This is a genomic window from Microcystis sp. MC19 (assembly GCF_003019735.1).
Lineage (GTDB): Bacteria > Cyanobacteriota > Cyanobacteriia > Cyanobacteriales > Microcystaceae > Microcystis.
In genome coordinates, this window is record NZ_CP020664.1 from 3,409,340 (window position 1) to 3,431,654 (window position 22,315).

Sequence of the window (22,315 nt, forward strand, 5' to 3'; positions counted from 1 at the left end):
TAAATCTAGGACGAATTATGCAAACTTTTACCGATAAGACCGTGAATTCCAGCACCACCACCCAGCCTTTTTTGTTAGTTAGTAATGTTGCCAAAGAATACCCCTCCCCCGAAGGGGTTTACACCGTTTTAGACGGTGTGGAGCTGCAAGTCAATGAGGGGGAATTTGTCTGCATTATCGGTCACTCCGGCTGCGGTAAATCGACCCTTTTAAATATGGTGGCGGGGTTTTCTTCTCCTAGTCGTGGGCAAGTGCTGCTACAGGATAAAGAGGTTAAGGAACCAGGACCGGACCGGATGATGGTATTCCAAAATTATTCGCTTCTGCCCTGGAAAACTGCCTTTGAGAACGTTTATATCGGGGTTAATTCCGTTTATCCCGAAAAATCTCAGGCTGAGAAGGTGAAGATCGTGGAAGAAAATCTATCCTTAGTGGGATTGACAGAAGCAGCCCAGAAAAAACCCCCCCAATTATCGGGAGGCATGAAACAACGGGTAGCGATCGCCCGCGCCCTGGCCATTCGTCCCCAAGTCCTCATCCTCGATGAACCTTTCGGGGCCCTAGATGCGATTACTAAAGAGGAATTACAGGAAGAATTGCTGAAAATCTGGCAAGAACACCAGTTAACCGTGTTGATGATTACCCACGATATCGATGAGGCTTTGTTCTTGTGCGATCGCTTGGTGATGATGACCAATGGCCCGAGCGCTAAAATCGGTGAGGTGTTAAAGATGCCTTTTGCTCGTCCCCGGGTTCGTTCCCAAATTACCGAGGATCCCCGTTACTACGAACTCCGCAATGAAGCTCTCGATTTCCTCTACAATCGTTTTGCCCATTCGGAAGACCCCAATGAGGATGCCCCCGAACAACCCCCAACAGAAAATCTCGTGGGTAAAATTGTTACTACTATTGGTGGCATAGCCTTACTCGCTTTTGTTGGTTTTAGTCTAATACAAATGTTCACCAGCAAGACTGCCAATACTACTAATCCGGCCACCATAGAGGCCCCCAGATAAGTAGTAGTGGAAAATTAATTTCCTAGTCGAGACAGGAGACTCCGAGACAGCTATCGGGGATCGGATTTGAGTTTTGGCTCTCCTCGACTTTGTGTGATAATCAGTGCGGCTCTTCGTTACTTGTTATGGTTCGATAGGGGGGCATAAATCGACTAAATCCTTATCTGGCAAAAGATTTAACTGATTAGCTCGCTCTAGATCAAAAACAATTGACAAAAATCGTCCAATGTCTTTCTCTATAAGGGTTCCATCTCTTATAACCCCCGTCCATTACATAACACAAACCGAAGAACCAATTTTCTCAAAAAAAAATCGACCCGCCGCTAGGCGGGAAAAAGAGAAAAAGAGAAAAAGGGTAAAAAGGGTAAAAGGGTTACAGAGTCCTCCCAGCACCGCACACCACCCGAAAACCGCCGTAAGCGCTGCTGACGTAGGCGCGGCGGTAGTTGTAGTTGCGGCAAGCGGAACGGCAGAGATTTGGATCGGTGAACCAAGAACCGCCCCGCGGTATGCGATAATCATAATCATTATCATTATTATTTGTTATCCAAGCACTGCCATCCGTCGGTGCTCCGATATAGTTATCGTGCCAATCGTCTTCGCACCACTCCCAAACATTGCCACTCATGTCATGGAGTCCCCAAGCATTGGGCTTTTTCTGACCCACAGGATGAGTTTTATCCTGAGAATTTCCGTTATACCAAGCATAATCTCCTAACTGATTAGCATCATCACCGAAATAATAGCGAGTGGTTGTCCCCCCACGACAGGCATATTCCCATTCCGCTTCTGTGGGGAGGCGATAGGTTTTCCCTGTTATTTGACTCAATTTTTGGCAAAAGGCTTGAGCGTCCTCCCAACTAACCTTTTCTACCGGATTTTGGGGATTATTTTGAAACCGAGAGGGATTGGTTCCCATTACCGCTTCATATTGTGCCTGAGTCACCGGATATTTCCCAATCGCAAAACCGTTGACTTGAACTTGGTGTGGAGGCTTTTCATTATCGCGAGCATCGGGATCACTGTCAGGAGATCCCATGAGAAATTGACCTGCTGGTAAGCTCACCATCTTCAGTGTTATCCCATTGGGTAGGTTTTCGGTAGAGGTGGTAAAATTCCCGACTCTCTCGATTACATGGTTGTTGATGCGTTGAATGGCGGTTTCCAGTTCGATTTCCTCGTCGGGGATTTCCACGTCTGTCCATTGCCATCCTTCCTGCTCGGCTCGCTCTAATGCGATCGCTAAACGGCCGCGCTTTTCTTCGCTGGTGACGAGGAAATTGAGCAAACTAGCCGATAGATTCTCGTTTTTGCGGAAAGATACGGCCGATTCGGAACTGAGAATGTTTTGGACGAGGGATTCCACTTCGCTGACACTGCGGGAAAGTTCCCCGTCAATGGTCACTACTCGATCGATTAAGCCTTGAAACTGCCCGATAATTGGTTTTAGGTATTGTTCTAGATTAATGGCTACTTTGACCATTTCGATCGCTTCTTTTTCCAGACTATCTAACTCCAGCTGCAACTGATACACTTGTTTGTACCCGTTCAACTCGCCGATCATTTTCGAGAAAACCTGTTTTTGTGTATCCTGATCTTCAGCTAATTTCTGGATACTTTCGCTGATTAAGTCGATTTTCTTGAGCATAAGCAAGCTGGCGCGACCAACAAGAATCACGGTGCGGAAAATCTGCTGTTTCTGTAGTCTCAGGGTATCTCGCAGTTCAGCCGAGCCGATGCTATTCTCCAAAGATTGGCGTTTTCGCTCTGTTTCTGCCAATTTATGGCATTTAACCGCCACTGCCTCCTTGATTTCCTCGGTCAGTGACAGGAAAAACCGCCGGTATTCATCCTTATGGTCGGTGAGAAATCCGATTAACTGGTTATAGTCCCCGACTAATCTTTCCAATTCTTGAAAAGTTTCCTCGAAATTGAGGGGTTCTTCTTTTTTACTCAATCCTAACCATGTATTGCGAACCCGTTTTCCGGTTTTCATCAGTTGCTGTCTTTCTTGAATCTGATCCTGCAAAACCAATAAATCGGGGCGATTTAGTTGGGGAAGTTGATAGGTTTTCCGATAAAGCTTGATTTTCGCCGTTTCTTCTGCCATCGCCGTGATCGCTGAGGGTGAGTTTTTTCTATTTTAGCCCGATTTTTTGATGATCAAATACTATCGGGATACGCCCCGAGCAACTACCTAACCTTTTCTATAAGTCATAGAAGTAAGGATAAAGCTCTGATTCTGGAATATATTGACTTGCTTGCCTAAAAATAGCGTAACAGGTTCCGGGATCAAGTTGCCGATGATTGGGAATAGTTAAAGTCTCCTTTCTCTCCGAGATGACACGACGCAATTTTATGTGACTTCCTCGTTGACTGTGAATAGTAAAACCAAATCGATCAAGAATTTTGATAATGTCTTTGCCGGATAGTTGTTTCAGCTTAGGCATATTCTGGCTGTAACTCAAATATAATCTGTAGAGAAGGTTTGGCAACTAGACCGAACTCCCTGGGGTCTTCTCCCTCTAAATGCAGTAAAATGGCTTCTTGGAGATTATTAACCACCTCATCTAAGGTATTTCCCTGGGTGACAATCGAAATTTCCACGCATTCACCTACATATCCTTGTTGTTCACCAGAACGAATAATTGCGGTAACTTTTGGACTTAATTTTGTCATAATTGCTCATGTTTATTTTTTGCTTATTTAGATTTATGGCAATCGAGCAAGGGACGGGTCATTGACCCATTCTAATTGACTTTTGGCTCTTCTAGGTTCTGTGTGATAAGTTTAATTGACATAGGATCGATCGATCTTTGTGTCCTTTGTGTCTTTGTGGTTCGTTCCACCCCCTCGCTCTTGAGAAATGTATCTTAGAATACATTTTACCCACCAAAGCTGGGAGAGCCGACTTTTCCCTAAGTTGTCAAATTCATCTAGTTTTCTAGAAATCTCGGCCAGAGGCGAAAAAATCAGCGACAATGATATAAATGGAGTTATCAACACAAGTAAAGCGATTATGACTGTAGCCACGACGAACGCCCGAGATATTTTCCGCTCCGCCTACGAAAACCGTTACACTTGGGATGAACGATTCCCCGGTTACACTGCTGATATTATCCTCACCCAAGGGGAGGAAGTCCATACGGGCAAAATTCAAGTTAATGCCGATTATAGTGTGGAAGTAACGGGCATTGATGACGAGAAAGTGCAAGAAAGTATCTATAATCAAATGCGCGACATCGTTACTCACCGTAAAAGAGGCAATTTTGAGGCTTCCCACGGCAAAAACCAGTTTAATTTCGGGCAAGATGATCCCACCGGTGCAGTAGAAATTCTTGTCACCGGCGATGCGATGGGATCTAATTATAAGGTCCGCGGTCAGGAAATCTGTCAAGTCAGTCGAGTCATGGGACCGATGGCTTTTACTATTAATACCGAGGAAAGTCTCGATACGGGAGAAGGTTATATTTCTATTCGCTATAATGCCATTTTCCGCAATGCTAAAACCGATGAATTAAAGGGAAAACGTGACTTTAAGGAAACCTACGAAAAAATCGGTAATTATTATTTACCCTCCTGTCAAGTGATTAACGCAATCGATGTCGGTGGCGAAAAATCCACCACAGAATTTACTTTTATCAATCTACAGCTTTTAGAATCTTAAGGGTTATCCCCGCCCAAAAAGCGTTAGGATTGAAGTAACTACACTCTAATAAATCTCTGACCAGAAGCTGATTATGTCTTTAACACTGACTCCCGATAACGTCGAAAAAGTCTTAGATGAAATGCGCCCCTACCTGATGTCCGATGGTGGTAACGTGGAATTAGTCGAAATCGACGGGCCAGTCGTCAAAGTGCGTCTTCAAGGCGCTTGCGGTTCCTGTCCCAGTTCCACCATGACCCTAAAAATGGGCATCGAACGTCGTCTCCGGGAAATGATTCCAGAAATTGCCGAAGTTGAACAAGCTTTCTAAATCTTGGTTTAATTAATTCTCACCACCGCCCGATTGCTAATTTAATTAGCGATCGGGCATAATATTAATTATATATTTTTTTCTGCAAGATCGATAAAATTACAGAATTAATTAAGGTAAAAAGTATCTTTTTTAGCCAATTAACCAGCCAATTAAACATTAACATATACTCGAAAATTTTTATTAAAACTCAAAAATTATGACGGAAAATATCCCCACCATTGTGGTCATGCACGGCGACCAAACTGGAGAAGAACTATTACTAGAAGCCCTGAGAGTATTGCAACCCTCGATAATTCGTCAACCGCTTAACTTTGCCGATTTTGATCTTAGTTTAGCCCAACGTCGCCAGAGTAACAATCAAGTGGTTCACGAGGCCGCTGAAGCGACTCTAAAAACCGGATTAGCTCTCAAAGCTGCCACCATTACCCCAGAAATTAAAGGAGATGTGGGCAGTCCTAACGCTATTTTAAGAGAAGCAATGAATTCTCAGGTAATTCTCCGCATCGGTCGCCGTATCCCCGGTATTCGTCCGATTGGGGGCGTTTATTCTCCCATTGCCATTGTCCGCATGGCCGTTGATGATGCCTATGGGGCCAAAGAATGGCGAGAAACCACTGCCACCGGCGATGAAATTGCCTATCGCACCTCGCGCATTTCTAGGGCTACCAGTCGCGCTGTGGCCGAGTTTACCTTTCAACACGCCAAAAAAACCGGGGCGCGGGTATTTGGCGGCCCAAAATTCACCGTTAGTGCCACCTACGAAGGGATGTTTAAAGAGGAATTAGACGCGGCGGCCCAAAGACATCCAGAAGTGCGTTATCAACCCCTGTTAATTGATGCAACTTTTGCCCTACTTTTACAAACCGACGGCGAAGCTTTGGTGATTCCGGCACTTAATCGCGATGGCGATTTATTATCTGATTTTGTCTTGCAACTCTATGGCAGTATTGCCGGGGCCGAAAGTTTGGTTTTGGGATTTGATGAGGAGACATTAGCGGTTAAAACTATTATGGCAGAAGCTCCCCACGGCACTGCCCCCGCTTTAGAGGGCAAAAATATCGCTAATCCCATGGCGATGATTTTAGCCTCGGCAGCTTTGTTAGGTTATATCGAAACTAACGAAGCGCGCAAAGCTTCTCGGGCAATTTATGAAAGTGTCTTTGAAACTATTCACGAGGGCAAAAAAACCCCCGATTTAGGGGGCCAAATGACCATGAGTGAGTTTACCGATGAGGTGATTCGTCGCGTGGTCAGTAAGTTAGAAGTTTGGTCTGCTTTGGGGTAAACGAACTCATCTGATTGCTATCTTAACAGGAGTTTGAAGAAAAGCTAATCCAAAAAATAAGAATTGTTGCAAAAGCCTTGCTTTCTTTTATTTAACGGAAAAACAAAAGCTACCTTTGAAGTGTGTAACAGAGTCCCTTTACAGGATTAGAATAAGGACAATGAAACTACAAACTTTGACAAAAACTGTGACTATTGCTCTGATTGGTGTAGGAGCTGCCTTGACCTTACAATCACCGAGCCAAGCTCAAACCAGATTCGAGTGTCTTGTACCACTGACAGGCCCCTATGTAGGAGTTCCCACAACCGCTGCCCAAGTCGGACCTAATGAATATAAGCCCGTGATTCATTGGTTTTCTCGTTATTTCAGTGGTGCCGGTTATACTCCCATGCAACGTTGTCAAGAAGTGACCGGAAGATTCAATACCCTTTCCACTCGACCAGGCGGAATTGATATTATTACCACTGGCTATCTCAATGGTCTGCCGGTTATCTATTCCCCTAGTGATGGACGAGAACGGGCAAATAGCAGTAACCTATTATTCACCCTCAAGAGAGGGGAAAACGCAACCCAGAAAATCGCACAGCTATTTGACATCCGGGCGGGAGCCAGCAGCAGTCCTTTGTTTGAAAGCTCATCGGATTCTGCCACTGTCTATTTCAAAAAATTCCTAGAAAGCGTTCCCGTGGAAACAAATCCTGCCACCGGTTCGTCCTCTTCTCCGGCGCCTGGGACTTCTCCCGAACAACCCCCCCAAAAACCATCAGGCGGTTCTGTTTGGTAAACTTTTCTAGTTCTATAGATAAGGTAGGTTGGGTTGACGCAAGGAAACCCAACGCCCGCTGTTTGGTAAACTTTTCTAGTTTCTTAGAAGGAGCATAGTAATCAAGTGAGTCGGCCTATAAAAAGAATTTTGGCTGGTGCGGGCAGTTTATTATTGGGACTGTCCACACCTTTGCTTGCTGTCCAAAGCTATGCTCCTGCTCTGGAACCTAACCAGGCCAATGCCCATAGCTCTCAGCAACTTTCAGAACAACAGCTGCGTCAGTCAGCCAGAGCAATTACTGTTAAGGTGTTATCAGGGCAAGGCTGGGGTTCGGGCATTTTAGTTGAAAAGCAGGGTTCTTCCTACAAAGTCCTCACGAATGACCATGTTTTAGGGCGGTATCGCTCTCGGGTTTGGCAAATACAAACCCCTGACGGCAAGATACATCGGGGTGAGTTGGTCAGAACAGTTCGCTTGAATGATTATGATTTAGGCTTAGTTTCTTTTCGCAGTAGCCAAGTTTATTCTATTGCTGATTTGGCTAATGTCGATGATCTCACTATCGGAGATGAAGTTTTCGCCGCCGGCTATCCCTTTGATTTTACCTTCACCGTTGGTAAAGTGTCGCTTTTGAGTGATAAATCCTTTTCGGGGGGCTACCAAATCGGCTACACCAATAAGATTAAAAATGGCATGAGTGGCGGACCGCTGCTGAATCGGCAAGGTAAAGTTATTGGTATTAACGGGATTCATGCTTATCCTCTCTGGGGTAAATCCTACGTTTTTGCTGATGGAACAGTGACTTCACCAGCACTGTGGGAACAAATGAGTCGATTAAGTTGGGCGATTCCTATCGGGACTTTTTTAAAATCGGGGTCATCTTCTCCATCTGCTTCCAGTCGGCAACGGCCCGCAGTGTCACCCCCACCGCTTCCCACCCATAGAGAACCCACTTTCTGGGAAGATTTTCCTTCTCCATCCTCGTCAACCCCAAGAGAAAAGAATCCCGCTCCCACACCACTCTGGTAAATTCCACTCAACTGTATTTTTAAACCAGAATGAGCAACAATTTCTTGAAAATTTCCGCCGCCCTAGTTAGTATAGCGGTGTTTGTGGTTTCTCCTCAGATTGCTAAGGCATCAACAACTGAGGAGATAGAAAAAATTGCTGAAAAGATTACCGTTTTAATCCCCTCAGAAGAAGAGGGGGCGAATGGGAAAATTACTTCTAATGGCTCCGGATCGATTATTGCCAAAGAAGGAAGAGTTTATACTGTTCTTACTGCTAGTCATGTAATCTGTAAAGATGCTAGAGATGCCTGCAAGTTCTATTACGATCAACTAAAAATTATTACCTGGGATGGCAAGCAATATCCGCTCGATTACAATAGCATCAAAAAATTACCAGGAGTAGATCTAGCTCTCGTGCAGTTTCAGAGCGACCAAAATTATCAATTGGCGACCTTGGGTAACTATCAAGTAGCTGACGAACAATTTATTTTTGCTTCTGGATGGCCCGACCCGAAATTTATCGGCAAGCGGAAACGATTGTTCAATCTGGGGAAAGTGCTACCCAAGGACATTACACCCTTGCTGAAAATATTTCCTCCGGAGTTGGGGTATGAGATAGTTTATACCAGTGTCACCTATGGGGGCATGAGTGGCGGTCCAGTGTTAGATATCAATGGACGAGTCATCGCGGTTCACGGACAAAATGAAGCCGAAAAAATCGAAAAGGTTCCCGTGCCAATTGGCTTTAGTCTCGCTATTCCCATCACTACTTTTTTGAAATTAGCACCCCAGTCTGGCATTCAAGGGCAGATAAATGTCGAAAGTTCGCCTCCCAATGCCTTATCTTTGCGAGAAATTGGTGATGAATTATACAAGGCTTTTGAAGTTCCCAATAATAACGATACTAATCCCCTAAACTGGCTTAATCAAGGCAATAAAATGTGGCGGTTAGGACAATTAGCCCTCGCCTATGCCGCCTATGAAAAAGCCTTGCAACTCGATGCTCAACTCTATCAAGCTTGGTACGGGAAAGGTCTGCTCTTGACCTACTGGAAACGCCACCAAGAGGCGCTAGCTGCCTACGAACAAGCTCTCAAAATTAATCCTGACTCCGATACCGCCAAAAAACTGCGAGACAAGCTCCAAGAATCTTTAGGGGGAGGAAATACCCCTTCTCTAACCCCCTCACAGCCAACCACCGCGCCCACCGTGGAGCCTTCACCACAGCCCTCTAATCCGAGGAGACTATGGTGAAGTCAGCAGGGAAAATGCGGGTTAGCGAGCGGCTTCCACCAATGCAGCTAAGGATGCTTGAATTGCCCGTAGTTCTGCGGGAGGACTTGCCAGAAACGCTTCGTTACTGGCTAAAATCATCTCATTATAGGTCTGCACCGCCGCCAACAAGTTAGCTGGATTAACCGCACCACCAGAGGTTAATCCGTTTAAGCCGTCCAATAAGTTTTGAATAACACTTAAAGGCGGTGCGCCTGGTACAGTGGTAAGAGCGGCAGTGACAGCAGTGATATTATTACCCGCCTGTGCATCTGCTGTTAAGATGCTCAGTATCGGTTGCTGAACGGTTGGGGGAATCGGGATACCTGTGGGGGAGGTTAAATTATTATCAGCTAACTGAGTATTCACAGAAGCGGCCGTCTGATTAACAGATATTTGAGCCGGTTCTCCCCCCTGAAATCCCAATCCCGTCACCGTGGTGGTGATGGGGAGTGATATAGTTTGACCGGCAAAATCACTGGTGGAAAGAATTGGTCCGGTGATATCGGATTGGTTGCCGGTTTGCGCCATAACGGGAGAGACTAGGGAATTGGTCAGCAAAACCGCCGCCACTAGGGAAACTTGCCAATTAGTCAACCATTTCATCAACATGGTCTTAATCCTCATTCAAAAAACTAAGTTACACAATATAAAAACCGACTAACGGGGGAAAAAGTAATTGTAGCCGATACTCATGACGAAGCGAGCGCCGTCCCCGGCATTCCCCGTTAAATCAGCACCCGCAAGGTTAACCGTCAAGGGGATTTTCGGGAAAGGAATCAGAGAAATACCTGCGTTTAAATCTTGACCCGACCATTCGACAATGGCCGAGACCGGTTCAACTATTCGTAAACCCGCACTAGCAAAGACACCGAGCGAGTTTACCCCATCTTCGATGGCTCCTTCCGAGCGAAAACGACCACCACCAACACCCAAAGAGAGCGTCAATTGGCTAAAGGGTTCTTTCGTTGTTTTTGTTAACTGAAAAAATTTGCTCACCACCCCGTAGATACTGCTACCGCCATCTGTCCCACCCCAGTTAATAGCGTTTTCAAATCCTAGGGCCACAGCAAAACTTTCTGGCAGAGAACGGTGAATTTTAAAGCTAAAACTACCCCGTCCAGCATTATCATCAAAAAGGCTCAAAATCGCCAGAGTTACATCTAAACCGACAATTTTCTGGGGGTCTCCCAAACCACCCCCTAGGGCTAACCCACCATCTGCTTGATTGGTAAAACGGGTTCTCGACTGGAAACCGAAACCACCGAAAATCTGCCCAAAAGTCGCTCCAAAAGCGCTGGGAGTAGAGATACTGCCACTAGGAGTAACCACAAATTCCGCCAGTTTCGCAGAAAGGGTTTGTTGCCTTAATTGCGGTTCCTCAATCAGAAACTCTTGACGTAAACGCTGCAATTCGGGGGAAACATTGGTATCAACGGGGGTAGATGCTTGCGCTTGCCATTTTTCGACTTCTGGAGAGTTATTATCCCCTGCTGGTAAAAGCTGACTCGCTCGCGTTGTCCCTAGATTCGCCTTCCATTCTTCTAGGGTTGAAATTGTCCCGGTCTTTTCTGTTGCTAAAGTATCGAGGGAAGATTTCTCTGGCTTATTTTCTAAGGATGAGGGCAGATTACTGTCGGCTAATCCCTCTGTTGTCGAGAAGGAATTGGTGGTCAGAATTCTGTCCGTCCTCTCTAATTCCACGGGGGAATTAATGGTAATTTTTTCTTGGGATACCCGAATAGAAGCAGCGTCAATGTCTAAGGGGGAAGGAATGGCTTTCACCCCATCGCACAGTATGGCTGTACCCAAACAGGAGGTAATGAAAATTCCTCCAGAAAATATGTGTCTCATCTGGCTGTTTCTTTTGGCTTTTTTTAACAACACTTCCAGCTTTCCTCACAGACGAAGTTAATTTGCCAGAATTGTAACTGATTTATTCTTAGATAGCAAGTTATCAAAGTTGCGTTCTCTGTATGATAATCATTGCTTAGGGACTTGCGTGGGAATAATATCCCAATTGATCGGAGGGCGCAAGCTTTGCGCCCCTACAGTAACGGATTTTGTCCACAATGTAGGGGCGAACTGCGTTCGCCCAAAAGGTACATTATCAAAGCGCAGGTCCCTTATCATTGGTAGGAGTCTTGCTAGGCAAGGCTTTGAAGACTATCTTTCTGGAAAGAAAATTATCCCTACAGAAACGAGAAGAACCATCTTTCCTTTGCCAGTGTCTGGAATTGTCAATTCGCCTACCCCATCGGCATTACTGAAGAAAATCCTTGTCCTCACTGAAAGTATGGTTTAAAAATTTCCTTGATTCTTTTTGTCCCTAGTCTGCCTAAATGAAATGTAAAATATTTACGACCTCTATTCTTGGCTTCGCCAGTTGTGGTGCCACTCCGTTCACGAGTCAAATAAGCGGATTATATTGCTAGAACTAAAAAAAGCGGGTTGAACCCCGCTTGTAATCAACAACTAAGCTAATTTAAAGGCATCTCGCCAACACCAGCGCAACAGGGTAAAAGCGATTAAACCTTTAACTACTTCTAGAAACCAGTAACCAATCTGCAAGGACATCATTTCTCCCGACATTCCCGACGCGGTAACGGGAGCCAGTAAACCCATCGCACTCAGATTGGGAGTGAGAAAATAGGTGTAAATTAGGGTGATTACGAAGAGAACACCGGCAAATAGAAGCGATCGATGTTCGGGGAGATGGATTAAGGTATGATAGCGGTGGAAGACAACAAAGCTACACAGCACAATCGCCGCACAAACTAATTCCAGATGGTTAAAAATGCCAAATAGCAAGTAACCGGCACTGGCAAAGCCATTTTGTGTCATCATGCCAGCTACGGATAAGCTGGGGAGAATGATTAAATCGATGACGAAACTGGCACTTAACCAGAAACCGAGAACAACCATGGCTAGGGTTGTCCAATTAAACCAAGACCGATAACGCTCAACAAAAGTTTTCATTAGGCTTGCTCCTCCTTGCCCTTCTAACTTAATTGTAAAGAGCGTTCGCCAAAGTTTTGGCCAGTTTTTTGCTAATTCTTAGCAATTCTTATCAATTCTTAGGAGAGCAACTTAGTTTTCCAGAAGGGCAACCAAACAATACCGCTCTTACTTCTAGATTTGGCCACCCGCTCGGCGCAGAATTGTAAAGATTTATCAACAAGTGTTTATAAAAACCTTTAAATATTGACCAAGGTGACGATTCTAGACTTACCCTGAAACAATAACTGACTATCTACGGGTTTACTGTTATGGATAAGGATTTTCGTAACTATCGCATGGTTTGCACCCTCACCTTCGGAGATATTTACGGACAAATAATCGTTTGGTTAATCGTTATTTTTCTTACTCTGGCTTCCACTCTAGCTCTTTGGAGTAGCACTAGACAAATTTTTGCCCTCGCTACCGTGGGGTTAGTCGTCGTCCTCTCTTTGCCTTTTTTACTCTTTGCTTTCGTTACTACCCTCCTCAATCATATTGAATTCGTTCCCATCGAAGCGGAAACCAACATTCGTCGTGGTCCTGTCCCCGGAGTTAGCGGCAGCCGTGTACCCGCAGCCAGCTAAATCCGACCAAATCTCCAATAAATAATCTAGAGACGTTGTCAGCAACGTCTCTAGCAGTTTTTGCCCTTGTTTGCGTCGGGGTTTCTCGTTCTTGATTTTTGTTAATTTTTGTAAATTTAACTTGTTTTTAAAAACTTTTTCTGTTAGGGATTATCCAAAGAAAAATAGATGAAGCAGAGAAATTGTCAAGAGAATAATCTTGTTTGCTGCCTGATCCCGGTCAATGATAAATTTTTAAATACCTAGTCTTTTACATTTTCCCAACTCTCGGAGTGATCCCCGATGTTAAAAAATCTCTTTGGTGGCAAAAAATCTGACTTTTACCTAGAACTAAAAGAAACCGATGGTGAACAACAAGCAACAGCAACCACGGCAGCAGCCGCACCTATTGTGGAAGCGCCCGCACCTGTTGTGGAATCTGCTGCCGCCCCTGTAGCCGAGAAAAAAAACCAAAAAACTTCTATTAAGAAAGAAAAGCAAGTAAAAGAAACTCCCGCCGCTCCTGTGAGCGCACCGGCACCCGTAGCCGCTACTAACGGTAAAGTAGAGCCGCAAGAAGTGGAATTTGCGACAAAATACTTGATTACTCCTAGTATGTCTCGCCGTCGCCCTGGTCCAAGTTTGAATGGTTTCAAAGACATGGCACGCAAGGCGAAACTACCTGCTAACCGCGGCTAAATCCCCTCGGATTGCTTTCTCAACAAAAAAAAAGGAGAGTCAAAGAAAGCTCTCCTTTTTCATCAGGGTGCATCTACTGACTCAAGTGTAGCAGAGAGTTTTTTTGAGGTTGGTTATTTAGGTTACTGCCTAGAGTATTTTGGCGATAATTATCACCTGTCTTCTTGGGCAATTTTTAAAACCTAGGACTAGGTTGACTGGTGGACGGGTGCAAAATCAGCATTCATATTCTTGATTCAGCAACACCATTAGGGATTAACTTTCGCCGCTCGGATTAGCCAACCGATTACCCCACCCGTAACACCACTGAGGATCGAACTGAGCGAAGCGGTGATCACCACTACTCCGATCTGTTTCCAGTTTTTCAATTCTCCGACTTTTTCGGCGAGATCGGTGGTTTTTCCCGCCGCGTTCTCTATAACTTTAACTCGATCGCTTAAACCCTCTATCTTCGCGTCTAGGGTTCGGATATCGCCTTTAATTTCCGACTGCCCTAACTCTAAATTCTTCTGTCCGTTTTCCAGGGTGGTTAGTCGGTTTTCCATGCTGGTTAGTCGGTTTTCGATCGCCTTTTGTCCGTTGGCAATACCGATGATTAAATCCTCTAGTCTTTTTAAATCTTTTTCAGTTGCGGCTGTCATCAGTTAAACTCCTATTTAGTTGAATTTTTCTTGCCCAGATTCGATACTTTATTGATTGCGGATAACTTTCTCATTATCAATTTCCCTGCCAGATTTTTAAATAGGCATTTTCCATATTTTGGGCGAATTTTTTCCCTTGCCAGAGGGGGGCTGTGTCACGATTTCCTAACAGTTGATGGCTGATGTCTTGACGAAGGGAGCGATCGAGTCCTAATTTTACTCCCCAGTCGATATATTCTGCCTCATTCCAGCCAATTCCGGCTTCAATCCCAGCATTAATCATAAAAGTATAACTATTGCGGGCGGAAAATTGTTCTCCTACCAATGTAACTAAAGGGATTCCTTGCCATAAAACTTCTAAGGTGGTGGTAGCGCCATTGTAGGGATAGGTATCTAATACCACATCGGCAATCTGTAAATTAGCGCGATGGGTATATTCATCTATATCTCTCGGTAAAAACCGCAATCTTTGGGGATTAACTCCCTCGCGAATCGCTATTTCAGTAAATAATTCTTGAATTTTTTCAGTCTTACCGACTCCCTTAATCAGAAAATAACTATTAGGGACTTGTGCGATAATTTTCATCTGAAGTTTAATAGTATCAGGATGGCGTTTCATGCCACTTTGTACGGAAAAATAGATGGTAGCATCGGGGGGAATTTCTAAATCTTCTCGACGGAGATTGGGAGTGCCGATTTCAAAACCATCCACTGCTAAATATGTCTCTGGTAAACGATAGATTTTTTCTCGATAATATTCCTTCGCTTGCTGGGGTAAAACGTAGGGATCGGCGATATAATAATCAATAGTTGCTAATCCAGAAGCATCCCAACCTAACCAAGTCACTTGTTTTGCTGCGGGTTTCAGGGCGATAATCTGATTGGTGAGATTATGAGTTAAACTGTCTAAATCTACCAGAATATCTATCCGATCTTGTTGAATTTGTTGGGCAACTTCTAGGGGATTTTGAGCGTAGGGAAAATGACGGATAATATCTCGGCTATCCCGGAACCATTGACGGGTAATTTCATCTTCTTCTTGGTTAATAGTATAGATGGCTATTTGAAATTTTTCTCGATCGTGATGGTGAATTAACCAACGACTTAACCAACCGACAGAATGATGTTTTAAGGTACTGGCAAGATAACCAATCGTTAGTTTTTCTGGAGCTTTTTTTATAGTAATAAAAGGAGTTTTTAAACTATTATTATCAAGGAAAATTTCGGCGATGCGATTAGTTAATTGTCGATTGGCTAAGGCTCGATCGCCTAGGTAGGGTAGGGGACTAGAAACATTGAGGAAGCTAGTTTTAATAATCGGTTCTAGAGTAATATTTTTCCGACGGGTTAATTCCTGTAATAAATTCTGATATTCTTGATAGATATGATCAATTTCTTGCCAAACTCCCCAGCGCAAAAGTATTAATAAAATTAGATAATTACTGTATAACTTTAGGGTTGGGGTTAGACAAATTTCTCGCAACTGATAGGCAGTTATCAAAGAATTATCAAAGTCTTCTGCTAAAATATAGAGGTTAACTAACTGTTCCAAAAGACTCAGATCATTTGGTCTTAATTGCAGACAAAGTTTAATAATTTCTACTCCAAAAGCGGGACTTTGTTGCTCCTTGGTGACTCGTGCTGCTATCTGAAAAGCTTGCGGGATAAAACTATCAGCTAATTCCCCTAAGTAAGGTAAACTTGCTTGAGCTAAATCTAAAGTTAATTCGTGGGGATATAAAAGACTTTTGAGAACTACATTTAAAAGCAATTCTCGATCAGGATTAGATCTGAGATTCTCTTGAATAGGATAATTAAGTAGTTCTCCTGGAGCGAATATTTCTAAATCTAAAGCTAAGTCGAATAAAGCTAATAAATTATTAATTGACTTGGGAACAATTTCCTGTAGATGATAGCGAAAATATTCTACGGCTGCCAGATCACCTTTTCTTTGTTGTCGTCGCGCTTCTGCGTCTAAAACCGCTTCTAATTCTGCTTGCCATTGCTTAACTTCTTCCAGATTACCTTCCCTTAAAACATTTTGCCACATTACCTGCGCTTCTGCTTCTAAATTTTGCAGAAGATAGGCAACTCCCAAGTACCAATAGTCAGAAATATTTTCGGGATTGTTATCGATTAGTTCCTCGTAGATTGCCGCAACTTGGCGATAATTCTCGGCAATTAAAGCTTGATAAGCGTCAGGATGCCACATAAATCAGTTATCAGTTTTTTGAGATAATATTTTTAGAAAATCTTGATGTTCTTGACTGGCTAAACCTTGCTGTAAAACTGTCAAAACTTGTCCCAAGTTACCCCCTAATAAAGCATTAACATCTAACCAAAGATCGGGGAAAACCTGCGAGTAAATTATCCCTCGACTATCGGGGTCAAGTTTAATATATCTGAACTTAACCGTGGAATCGCTCTACTCTAGATACAGTAAACAGTACAGCCATTTTCAAGGGGAAAATGTACCCAGTAATCGCTTGTCAATTTTTTCTGAGAAGCTCCAGGCAGTAAGGACTGTATGGGGGAAGTCTTGGTATTGAGCTAGAATGGTGTATTAGTAAAACTGTTATGTGTTCTTTAAGATGCGTTGGACAAGATGCAGACACAGTAAAGTAGTTGATCATGTCCATCAAAACAAATTGGCTACCTTCTTTTTTAACTTTTTTAAGTTTTTCTCAAGTGAATGCATAGCTTTTATTAAAAAATTTGCTTTCTTGAGGCGCTTCGGTTTTGCTTCAGGTTCTTCCAAAAATCTGTAATACAGAAAAACGTCTCGATGCGGTATATCAATATCTTCTCCGCCACATAACCTCTTGAATCTATCTGAGCCATAACCCATATAATGAATTCTGTGAACTGGCTTTAATCCTTGCTTGTTGTAAAGCACATAATCCTTCTCCACAAAAGGATTTACACCGGCAATATTTCCAGTTCTCTCTTCAGATTTTTCACTCAACGTATAGTTGAAAAATTTCCAGTTAAGTTTAAACGTAATATAGCTAAAAAGGTAGACCTCATCCCACCAACCTCGCTCATTGATAAAGTTCACTTCCGCTTCATGCAGTAGTGCAAGTTTAATTTGCGCTAAAGTGTCGGAATTTAACAAGCTTGATTTAGCTGCGAAAAAATCAGAGCAATGACAACAAGATTTTATGTCTTGAATAGCACGAGATGGATATTTTCTTATAATCATTTTGGTATCTAGAAAACAGTCTTCTTTATTATGTTCCCAGTCGTCAAAAACACAATCATACTCTGTTAGTTTATTGAAGCAATCCTCTAATGAAGACATTACTAGCTCATCACTATCAATATAGACAAAGTATTCAAATTGACCATCAAATGAACATAGTTTTCTTATGGTGTTTGACCCATGATACCAAGCAGATTTCTTTCGAGATAGAAACCTCTGATCGCTCCATACTTCTGATGCAAAATTAGACCATTTTTCAATTGATGATTGATTGTCAAAAAGAAAAACATTATCTATCTTGAGAGATTTAATTTTGTCAACCCTATCGTCATAAGGAATTATGCAGATTGGAATATTTTTGTCATAATTAGTCCTGATGCTATTAATAAGGGCAATTAGCTGATCGTATAAGTTATCATTAGCTAACGTATATATTCCTCTCTTTGAAAACATTCTAACTCCTTAATTTCTTGCTCTAGCGACTTGAGCTTTGATCATGTACATTTAGGGATTGTCTGATTCTTCTACAGAGCGATTGTCTGGCTGGGATATTATTCCTTCCTCCGCAAGTCCCCTATCTTTAGTAGGCCAATTCAAGTCTGAATTGCATCACTGTCTAATCTACCTTCATAGAATACCTCATTCGGGATACGATAGTCAAGACATTTTCGAGGACGATTGTTAATCAAGTTTACGGCTCTTTCTACCTCCTCTGGCTTAAGGATTTTACAATTCTACGTTCATCTTATAGCAATTTTCATAGTTGTGAGGTACAGAGTCTTAAGTTTTGAGGAGTCAGGAGTTAAGATTTTGGTGTACCTCATGAGATTGGGAAACGCTATATATTTAATTCCACCCACCCACTGGAAACTGTCAACTTAAAACTTACATCTGATAACTGATAACTGATAACTGAAATTAAACCACTTTAGCGATGGCTGCTTCTAGCTTATCCATAGCCTCATCTACTTCTGTTTCCGAGACGATTAAAGGCGGTACAAAACGGAGAACTTTCGGACCTGCGGGAGCAATTAATAAACCCTCGGCCAAGGCTGCATTAACAATAGTAGATGAAACCAACTCACTTTCTGAATTAATTTCCAGACCATTAATTAAACCCCAACCGCGCACATCGACAAATAGATGGGGATATTGAGAAGCAATTGCGCGTAAACGGCTGCGTAATTGTTCCCCTCGGTGCTGGACATTTTCGAGAATGTGATCCCGTTCAATGGTTTGTAATACTGTTAAAGCTGAGGCACAAGCGAACGGATTACCCCCAAAGGTACTCGCATGACTACCCGGTTCAAACACATCACAGAACTTTCTGCACATCATCGCACCGATGGGAATACCCCCCGCTAAACCCTTAGCAGAAGTGAAAATATCCGGTTCTACCCCCAAATTCTCATAACCCCAGAGTTTACCAGTTCTTCCCACTCCCACCTGTACTTCATCAAAGACAAGCAAAATGTTATTTTCGTCGCAAATTTGCCGTAAACGTTGGAAATATTCGATAGCTCCCGGACGTACTCCCCCTTCACCCTGCAGCGGTTCCAACATAATCGCAGCCACCCGACGATTACCCTCATCGAGATCAGCGATCGCATTTTCCACCGCTTCGATATCATTATAGGGAATATAGGCAAACCCCGGCATCAGGGGTTCAAAGTCTTTTTGGTACTTCGGTTGACCAGTTGCGGTGATGGTAGCTAAAGTGCGACCGTGAAAACTAGCGTGAGCGGTTAAAATAACCGGCTGTTCCAGGAAATCTAGCACCGTATGGGCATATTTTCGTACTAATTTAATCGCCGCTTCGTTCGCTTCCGCACCAGAATTACAGAAAAAGACTTTATCAGCGCAGGAATGATCGACAATCCATTTAGCTAGTTCCCCTTGTTCGGGAATATAGTATAAATTCGAGACATGATGGAGTTTTTGGATTTGCTGGCTAACCACTTCAATTAAAGCAGGGTGCGCGTGACCGAGGGTACAGGTGGCAATTCCTGCGACAAAATCAAGGTATTGTTTACCGGAAGTATCCCAGAGAAGACAGCCTAACCCTTTGGCGATCGCAATGGGAAAACGACCATAAGTATTCATCACATAGCTGTTAAAACTATCTCGATCAAAGGGTTGATTCGGGTTTAAATTGGAAGTGGGATCAACTAGGGTTGGTTCTAAAAGGGTTTCTGGACTCACTGGGGAACTCCTGCGCGATTAGACATAGGGGAAATTATAATCAAATCCGTCTGAGAAGGACGGGTTATTTAGATTAAAAACTGATTTCATTGTAATTTACTAGACAGTCTTAGGGGTGAATTTTGCTTGTCTATCAGTGAAGATAAATATCGTCGTCTGCGTCAGGAATTAATCGGGGGAATTTTTGCCCTGATTGTGGTATTTTTGCTGGGTACGCTTTGGTATCATCTGATCGAGGGTTGGAGTTGGCTAGATTCGGCCTATATGACGATTAGTACCCTCGCTACCGTCGGTTTTGGCGAAATTAATCCCCTAGGTGAACGGGGACGATTGTTTACAATGGTTTTGATTATCATGGGAGTAGTCAGCATCGGTTATATTGTTAATCGCTTAACCGAAGCTTTAATTCAAGGCTATTTTCAAGAGGGACTCAAACAGAGACAGGAGAAACGCTTGATCGATCGACTATCGGAACACTATATCATCTGTGGTTTGGGTCGCACGGGGAGACAGGTGGCGATCGAATTTTACGCCGAAAATATTCCTTTTGTAGTCATTGATACGGACCCCCTACAGGTAAATCGGGCCAAAGAATTAAATTATATTGTTGTTCAAGGAGATGCCACCTTAGATAAATCTTTACAAATGGCAGGAATCGAACGCGCTATTTGTATTGTGGCCGCTTTAACTTCCGATGCGGAGAATTTATATACAGTTTTGTCCGCTAAAACTCTTAATCCGAAAATTCGTGCCATTGCTAGGGCCAGTACCGAGGAAGCAGTACAAAAATTACAACGGGCCGGGGCCGATGCGGTAGTATCTCCCTATATTACCGGCGGTAGAAGATTAGCGGCCGCAGCCCTACGACCCCAGGTGATGGATTTTGTTGATGGTATTCTAACCGGAACCGATCGATCGTTTTATATGGAGGAATTTTTAATCGATCCGAGGACTTGTCCCTGTGTGGGTTTAAGTCTTAGTCAAGCACATTTAAGATCTCGATCGGGGGCCTTAGTTTTGGCTATACGTCGCGCCGATGGTACGCTAATCGGGGGACCCACTGGCGATACGGAATTAATGGCCGGGGATCTGTTAATTTGTATGGGAACGGCCGAACAATTACGCAGTTTAACTCAGATTTTAATCCCCATGCGATCGGATGGTTTACGTTTACCGAAGCATTAGTTAAAGAATCGATAAAAAATCGGCTGGTAGCATTGCGGGAACGGGGGAAGCGGCAAAATCTCTTAAGTTTCGCGTTATGATTATCTCTAGCTTTTCCGATTCAGCAACGGCACTGGTAACGGCATCTTCAAAATCTTTCATCTGACTTGCCAATGCTTGCCTAATTATTGCGTCTGTCACTCTAGCAACTTGTAAATTCTCTAGAAGACTTATCACCAATTTTCTTGAGCTTTCCCTTCCGTTTTGTTTAGACAAAATATAATAAATATTAGTGACGGCATGACCAGAAATATATCCTTGAGTTTTACCTGTCTTAACTGTATTTAATGCTTGTACAGATGCGGGAAAATATTGTTCACGCTTACCCAAAACATCTAGCAATACATCACTATCGAATAGGACTCGTTTCACCGATACTTATCCACTAAATAATCAATATACGATTCTTTTGGGTCTTCTGATCCTAAATCAACAACCCCCACTAAGTCTCTTGTCCAAGGATCAAGATCGCTTAAATCATCTGTTAGGGAATGAGAGGTAGTTTCTGAGGATACATTTTGACGAAAAACACGCCCATATTCTAATGCTTTCTCAAAAGCCTCCTCATTAGAAATTGATCCAGAAAGATTATCTAACCAGTTTTCAGACGAAGATTTTTCAGTTTCCAAATTGACCAAATCTGTTAAATTTTGTCTAGAGGCATCAATATCATTGAAATTATCTGTTAGGGAATGAGAGGTATTTTCTGAGGATACATTCCTAGAATTAAATCCCTCTTGAATTCTGAAAATTATTAAACTACTATAGGCTCTCAGTTGTGTGACTAAATGGGATGTTTCAGTATCTTGGAAATATTCGGTTATAGTACGATTAGAAACCGATAGAGTATTTTTAGATCCCTTGTCAATTTGCTCTAGTTCTGAATCGGCAAACATATCAATAAACACATCTATGGTTTCCGAGAGAATGCGTGAACCTTCCACCACTCTGATTAAATCGGCTTTTTCCTCACCAGTCTTTCCCTCATTGATCTGAGCAAGACCGATAAATAATTGACTATAGGCAGTAATTTGATTAGTAAATTGGTCTATATATTGGATTAATTCCCGTGCCGAAACCTCATTCTTATATTGTTTCCATACCTGAAACCATAGTTGATTAATTTGACAAAATATATCGGCTCTTGCTTGATAAGTTTTAGAGTTATCCTTAACTTGCTCAAGTAAAATCTGAGTTTCTTGTAGTAAATTATCCAGTATTATCCGATCAGAATCGGTGACAATTTGATCGAGTTTATCTGTAATATCTTGCAGATTTTCTAACAAAAATTGTCCTAAATTTTCCCGTTCGACTGAAGTTTGCAGACTATTCATCGTATTTACCTCTCCTAAAACTGACGATCAAACAGAAATGAGTAGTCAAAATCATTAGCCCTAAACCTCCATTGTAACAATTTTGGGGTCTGAAAGGGTGATTATAGTTACTATAGCCTCT

Annotated in this window: 22 protein-coding genes and 2 pseudogenes; 10 read left to right on the forward strand and 14 right to left on the reverse strand. The window is 42.9% G+C overall.

Annotated elements, in window-relative coordinates; translation table 11 throughout:
* Nucleotides 1-17: 17 nt before the first annotated feature.
* Nucleotides 18-1,016 carry a nitrate ABC transporter ATP-binding protein gene (locus B5D77_RS17300; RefSeq protein WP_039900203.1) on the forward strand — a complete coding sequence of 333 codons (999 nt, stop codon included), beginning with the start codon at nucleotides 18-20 and terminating at the stop codon, nucleotides 1,014-1,016.
* A 373-nt stretch (nucleotides 1,017-1,389) separates the two neighbouring features.
* On the opposite strand, the gene B5D77_RS17305 is transcribed toward B5D77_RS17300, so the two are convergent.
* The 3 genes from B5D77_RS17305 to B5D77_RS17315 all read right to left on the reverse strand — a co-directional run bounded on the left by B5D77_RS17305 (nucleotide 1,390) and on the right by B5D77_RS17315 (nucleotide 3,695).
* Complete coding sequence (locus B5D77_RS17305; RefSeq protein ID WP_106909290.1) at nucleotides 1,390-3,126, reverse strand: formylglycine-generating enzyme family protein; 1,737 nt, start codon at nucleotides 3,124-3,126, stop codon at nucleotides 1,390-1,392.
* A 97-nt stretch (nucleotides 3,127-3,223) separates the two neighbouring features.
* Nucleotides 3,224-3,466, reverse strand: coding sequence for a type II toxin-antitoxin system HicA family toxin (locus B5D77_RS17310; RefSeq protein ID WP_002735126.1), 243 nt, complete (start codon nucleotides 3,464-3,466; stop codon nucleotides 3,224-3,226).
* The gene (locus B5D77_RS17315; RefSeq protein WP_002753114.1) at nucleotides 3,459-3,695 is read right to left on the reverse strand and encodes a type II toxin-antitoxin system HicB family antitoxin; all 237 of its coding nucleotides are present in this window, start codon (nucleotides 3,693-3,695) and stop codon (nucleotides 3,459-3,461) included. Before B5D77_RS17315 ends, B5D77_RS17310 begins: the two co-directional genes overlap by 8 nt.
* A 340-nt stretch (nucleotides 3,696-4,035) precedes the next feature.
* Between B5D77_RS17315 and B5D77_RS17325 the strand changes: the two genes are divergently transcribed.
* The 6 genes from B5D77_RS17325 (at nucleotide 4,036) to B5D77_RS17350 (ending at nucleotide 9,311) form a co-directional block, all read left to right on the forward strand.
* Nucleotides 4,036-4,683, forward strand: a complete 648-nt coding sequence (locus B5D77_RS17325; protein ID WP_106909292.1) for a DUF3386 domain-containing protein — start codon at nucleotides 4,036-4,038, stop codon at nucleotides 4,681-4,683.
* A 73-nt stretch (nucleotides 4,684-4,756) separates the two neighbouring features.
* Nucleotides 4,757-4,993 (forward strand): NifU family protein, encoded by a 237-nt coding sequence (locus B5D77_RS17330; RefSeq protein WP_002783516.1) that lies wholly within the window; start codon nucleotides 4,757-4,759, stop codon nucleotides 4,991-4,993.
* A gap of 199 nt (nucleotides 4,994-5,192) precedes the next feature.
* Nucleotides 5,193-6,281 carry an isocitrate/isopropylmalate family dehydrogenase gene (locus tag B5D77_RS17335; RefSeq protein WP_106909293.1) on the forward strand — a complete coding sequence of 363 codons (1,089 nt, stop codon included), beginning with the start codon at nucleotides 5,193-5,195 and terminating at the stop codon, nucleotides 6,279-6,281.
* Between the two features lie 160 nt (nucleotides 6,282-6,441).
* Nucleotides 6,442-7,065, forward strand: coding sequence for a COP23 domain-containing protein (locus B5D77_RS17340; protein ID WP_106909294.1), 624 nt, complete (start codon nucleotides 6,442-6,444; stop codon nucleotides 7,063-7,065).
* 105 nt (nucleotides 7,066-7,170) lie between these two features.
* Nucleotides 7,171-8,076: a serine protease gene (locus B5D77_RS17345; protein WP_106909295.1), complete on the forward strand. Its 906-nt coding sequence runs from the start codon at nucleotides 7,171-7,173 to the stop codon at nucleotides 8,074-8,076.
* A 29-nt stretch (nucleotides 8,077-8,105) separates the two neighbouring features.
* Nucleotides 8,106-9,311 carry a tetratricopeptide repeat-containing serine protease family protein gene (locus B5D77_RS17350; protein ID WP_106909296.1) on the forward strand — a complete coding sequence of 402 codons (1,206 nt, stop codon included), beginning with the start codon at nucleotides 8,106-8,108 and terminating at the stop codon, nucleotides 9,309-9,311.
* Between the two features lie 21 nt (nucleotides 9,312-9,332).
* Here the strand turns inward: B5D77_RS17350 and B5D77_RS17355 are convergent, their stop codons facing one another.
* The 3 genes from B5D77_RS17355 to B5D77_RS17365 form a co-directional block, all read right to left on the reverse strand.
* Nucleotides 9,333-9,941: a hypothetical protein gene (locus tag B5D77_RS17355; RefSeq protein ID WP_106909297.1), complete on the reverse strand. Its 609-nt coding sequence runs from the start codon at nucleotides 9,939-9,941 to the stop codon at nucleotides 9,333-9,335.
* Between the two features lie 48 nt (nucleotides 9,942-9,989).
* Nucleotides 9,990-11,216: a hypothetical protein gene (locus B5D77_RS17360; protein WP_106909298.1), complete on the reverse strand. Its 1,227-nt coding sequence runs from the start codon at nucleotides 11,214-11,216 to the stop codon at nucleotides 9,990-9,992.
* A 588-nt stretch (nucleotides 11,217-11,804) separates the two neighbouring features.
* Complete coding sequence (locus B5D77_RS17365; protein ID WP_008203264.1) at nucleotides 11,805-12,308, reverse strand: hypothetical protein; 504 nt, start codon at nucleotides 12,306-12,308, stop codon at nucleotides 11,805-11,807.
* Nucleotides 12,309-12,598: 290 nt separating this feature from the next.
* On the opposite strand from B5D77_RS17365, the gene B5D77_RS17370 reads away from it, so the two are divergent.
* Entirely contained in the window at nucleotides 12,599-12,913 is a 315-nt protein-coding gene (locus B5D77_RS17370) for a hypothetical protein (RefSeq protein WP_002735918.1), read from the forward strand.
* Between the two features lie 282 nt (nucleotides 12,914-13,195).
* Nucleotides 13,196-13,591: a hypothetical protein gene (locus tag B5D77_RS17375; protein WP_106909299.1), complete on the forward strand. Its 396-nt coding sequence runs from the start codon at nucleotides 13,196-13,198 to the stop codon at nucleotides 13,589-13,591.
* Between the two features lie 248 nt (nucleotides 13,592-13,839).
* Here the strand turns inward: B5D77_RS17375 and B5D77_RS17385 are convergent, their stop codons facing one another.
* From B5D77_RS17385 to B5D77_RS17410, 6 genes and pseudogenes are all read right to left on the reverse strand, one after another.
* Nucleotides 13,840-14,232 (reverse strand): hypothetical protein, encoded by a 393-nt coding sequence (locus B5D77_RS17385; RefSeq protein WP_106909300.1) that lies wholly within the window; start codon nucleotides 14,230-14,232, stop codon nucleotides 13,840-13,842.
* A gap of 76 nt (nucleotides 14,233-14,308) precedes the next feature.
* Complete coding sequence (locus B5D77_RS17390) at nucleotides 14,309-16,444, reverse strand: hypothetical protein (protein ID WP_106909301.1); 2,136 nt, start codon at nucleotides 16,442-16,444, stop codon at nucleotides 14,309-14,311.
* A gap of 3 nt (nucleotides 16,445-16,447) precedes the next feature.
* Nucleotides 16,448-16,633, reverse strand: a pseudogene (locus B5D77_RS27350) (Uma2 family endonuclease); the annotation flags it as partial.
* 237 nt (nucleotides 16,634-16,870) lie between these two features.
* Nucleotides 16,871-17,887, reverse strand: a complete 1,017-nt coding sequence (locus B5D77_RS17400) for an Npun_R2821/Npun_R2822 family protein (RefSeq protein ID WP_106909302.1) — start codon at nucleotides 17,885-17,887, stop codon at nucleotides 16,871-16,873.
* A gap of 140 nt (nucleotides 17,888-18,027) precedes the next feature.
* Nucleotides 18,028-18,168 (reverse strand): annotated as a pseudogene (locus tag B5D77_RS17405) (IS30 family transposase); the annotation flags it as partial.
* 184 nt (nucleotides 18,169-18,352) lie between these two features.
* On the reverse strand, nucleotides 18,353-19,636 hold the full coding sequence (locus B5D77_RS17410) for an aspartate aminotransferase family protein (RefSeq protein WP_106909303.1): 1,284 nt from the start codon (nucleotides 19,634-19,636) through the stop codon (nucleotides 18,353-18,355).
* 126 nt (nucleotides 19,637-19,762) lie between these two features.
* Here B5D77_RS17410 and B5D77_RS17415 point away from each other — a divergent pair, with 126 nt between their 5' ends.
* Complete coding sequence (locus B5D77_RS17415; protein WP_002803175.1) at nucleotides 19,763-20,821, forward strand: TrkA family potassium uptake protein; 1,059 nt, start codon at nucleotides 19,763-19,765, stop codon at nucleotides 20,819-20,821.
* Here B5D77_RS17415 and B5D77_RS17420 read toward each other — a convergent pair whose 3' ends face one another.
* Entirely contained in the window at nucleotides 20,822-21,232 is a 411-nt protein-coding gene (locus tag B5D77_RS17420; protein WP_008203283.1) for a PIN domain-containing protein, read from the reverse strand. It lies immediately after the preceding gene.
* Entirely contained in the window at nucleotides 21,229-22,194 is a 966-nt protein-coding gene (locus tag B5D77_RS17425) for a hypothetical protein (protein ID WP_106909304.1), read from the reverse strand. Before B5D77_RS17425 ends, B5D77_RS17420 begins: the two co-directional genes overlap by 4 nt.
* Nucleotides 22,195-22,315 lie beyond the last annotated feature (121 nt).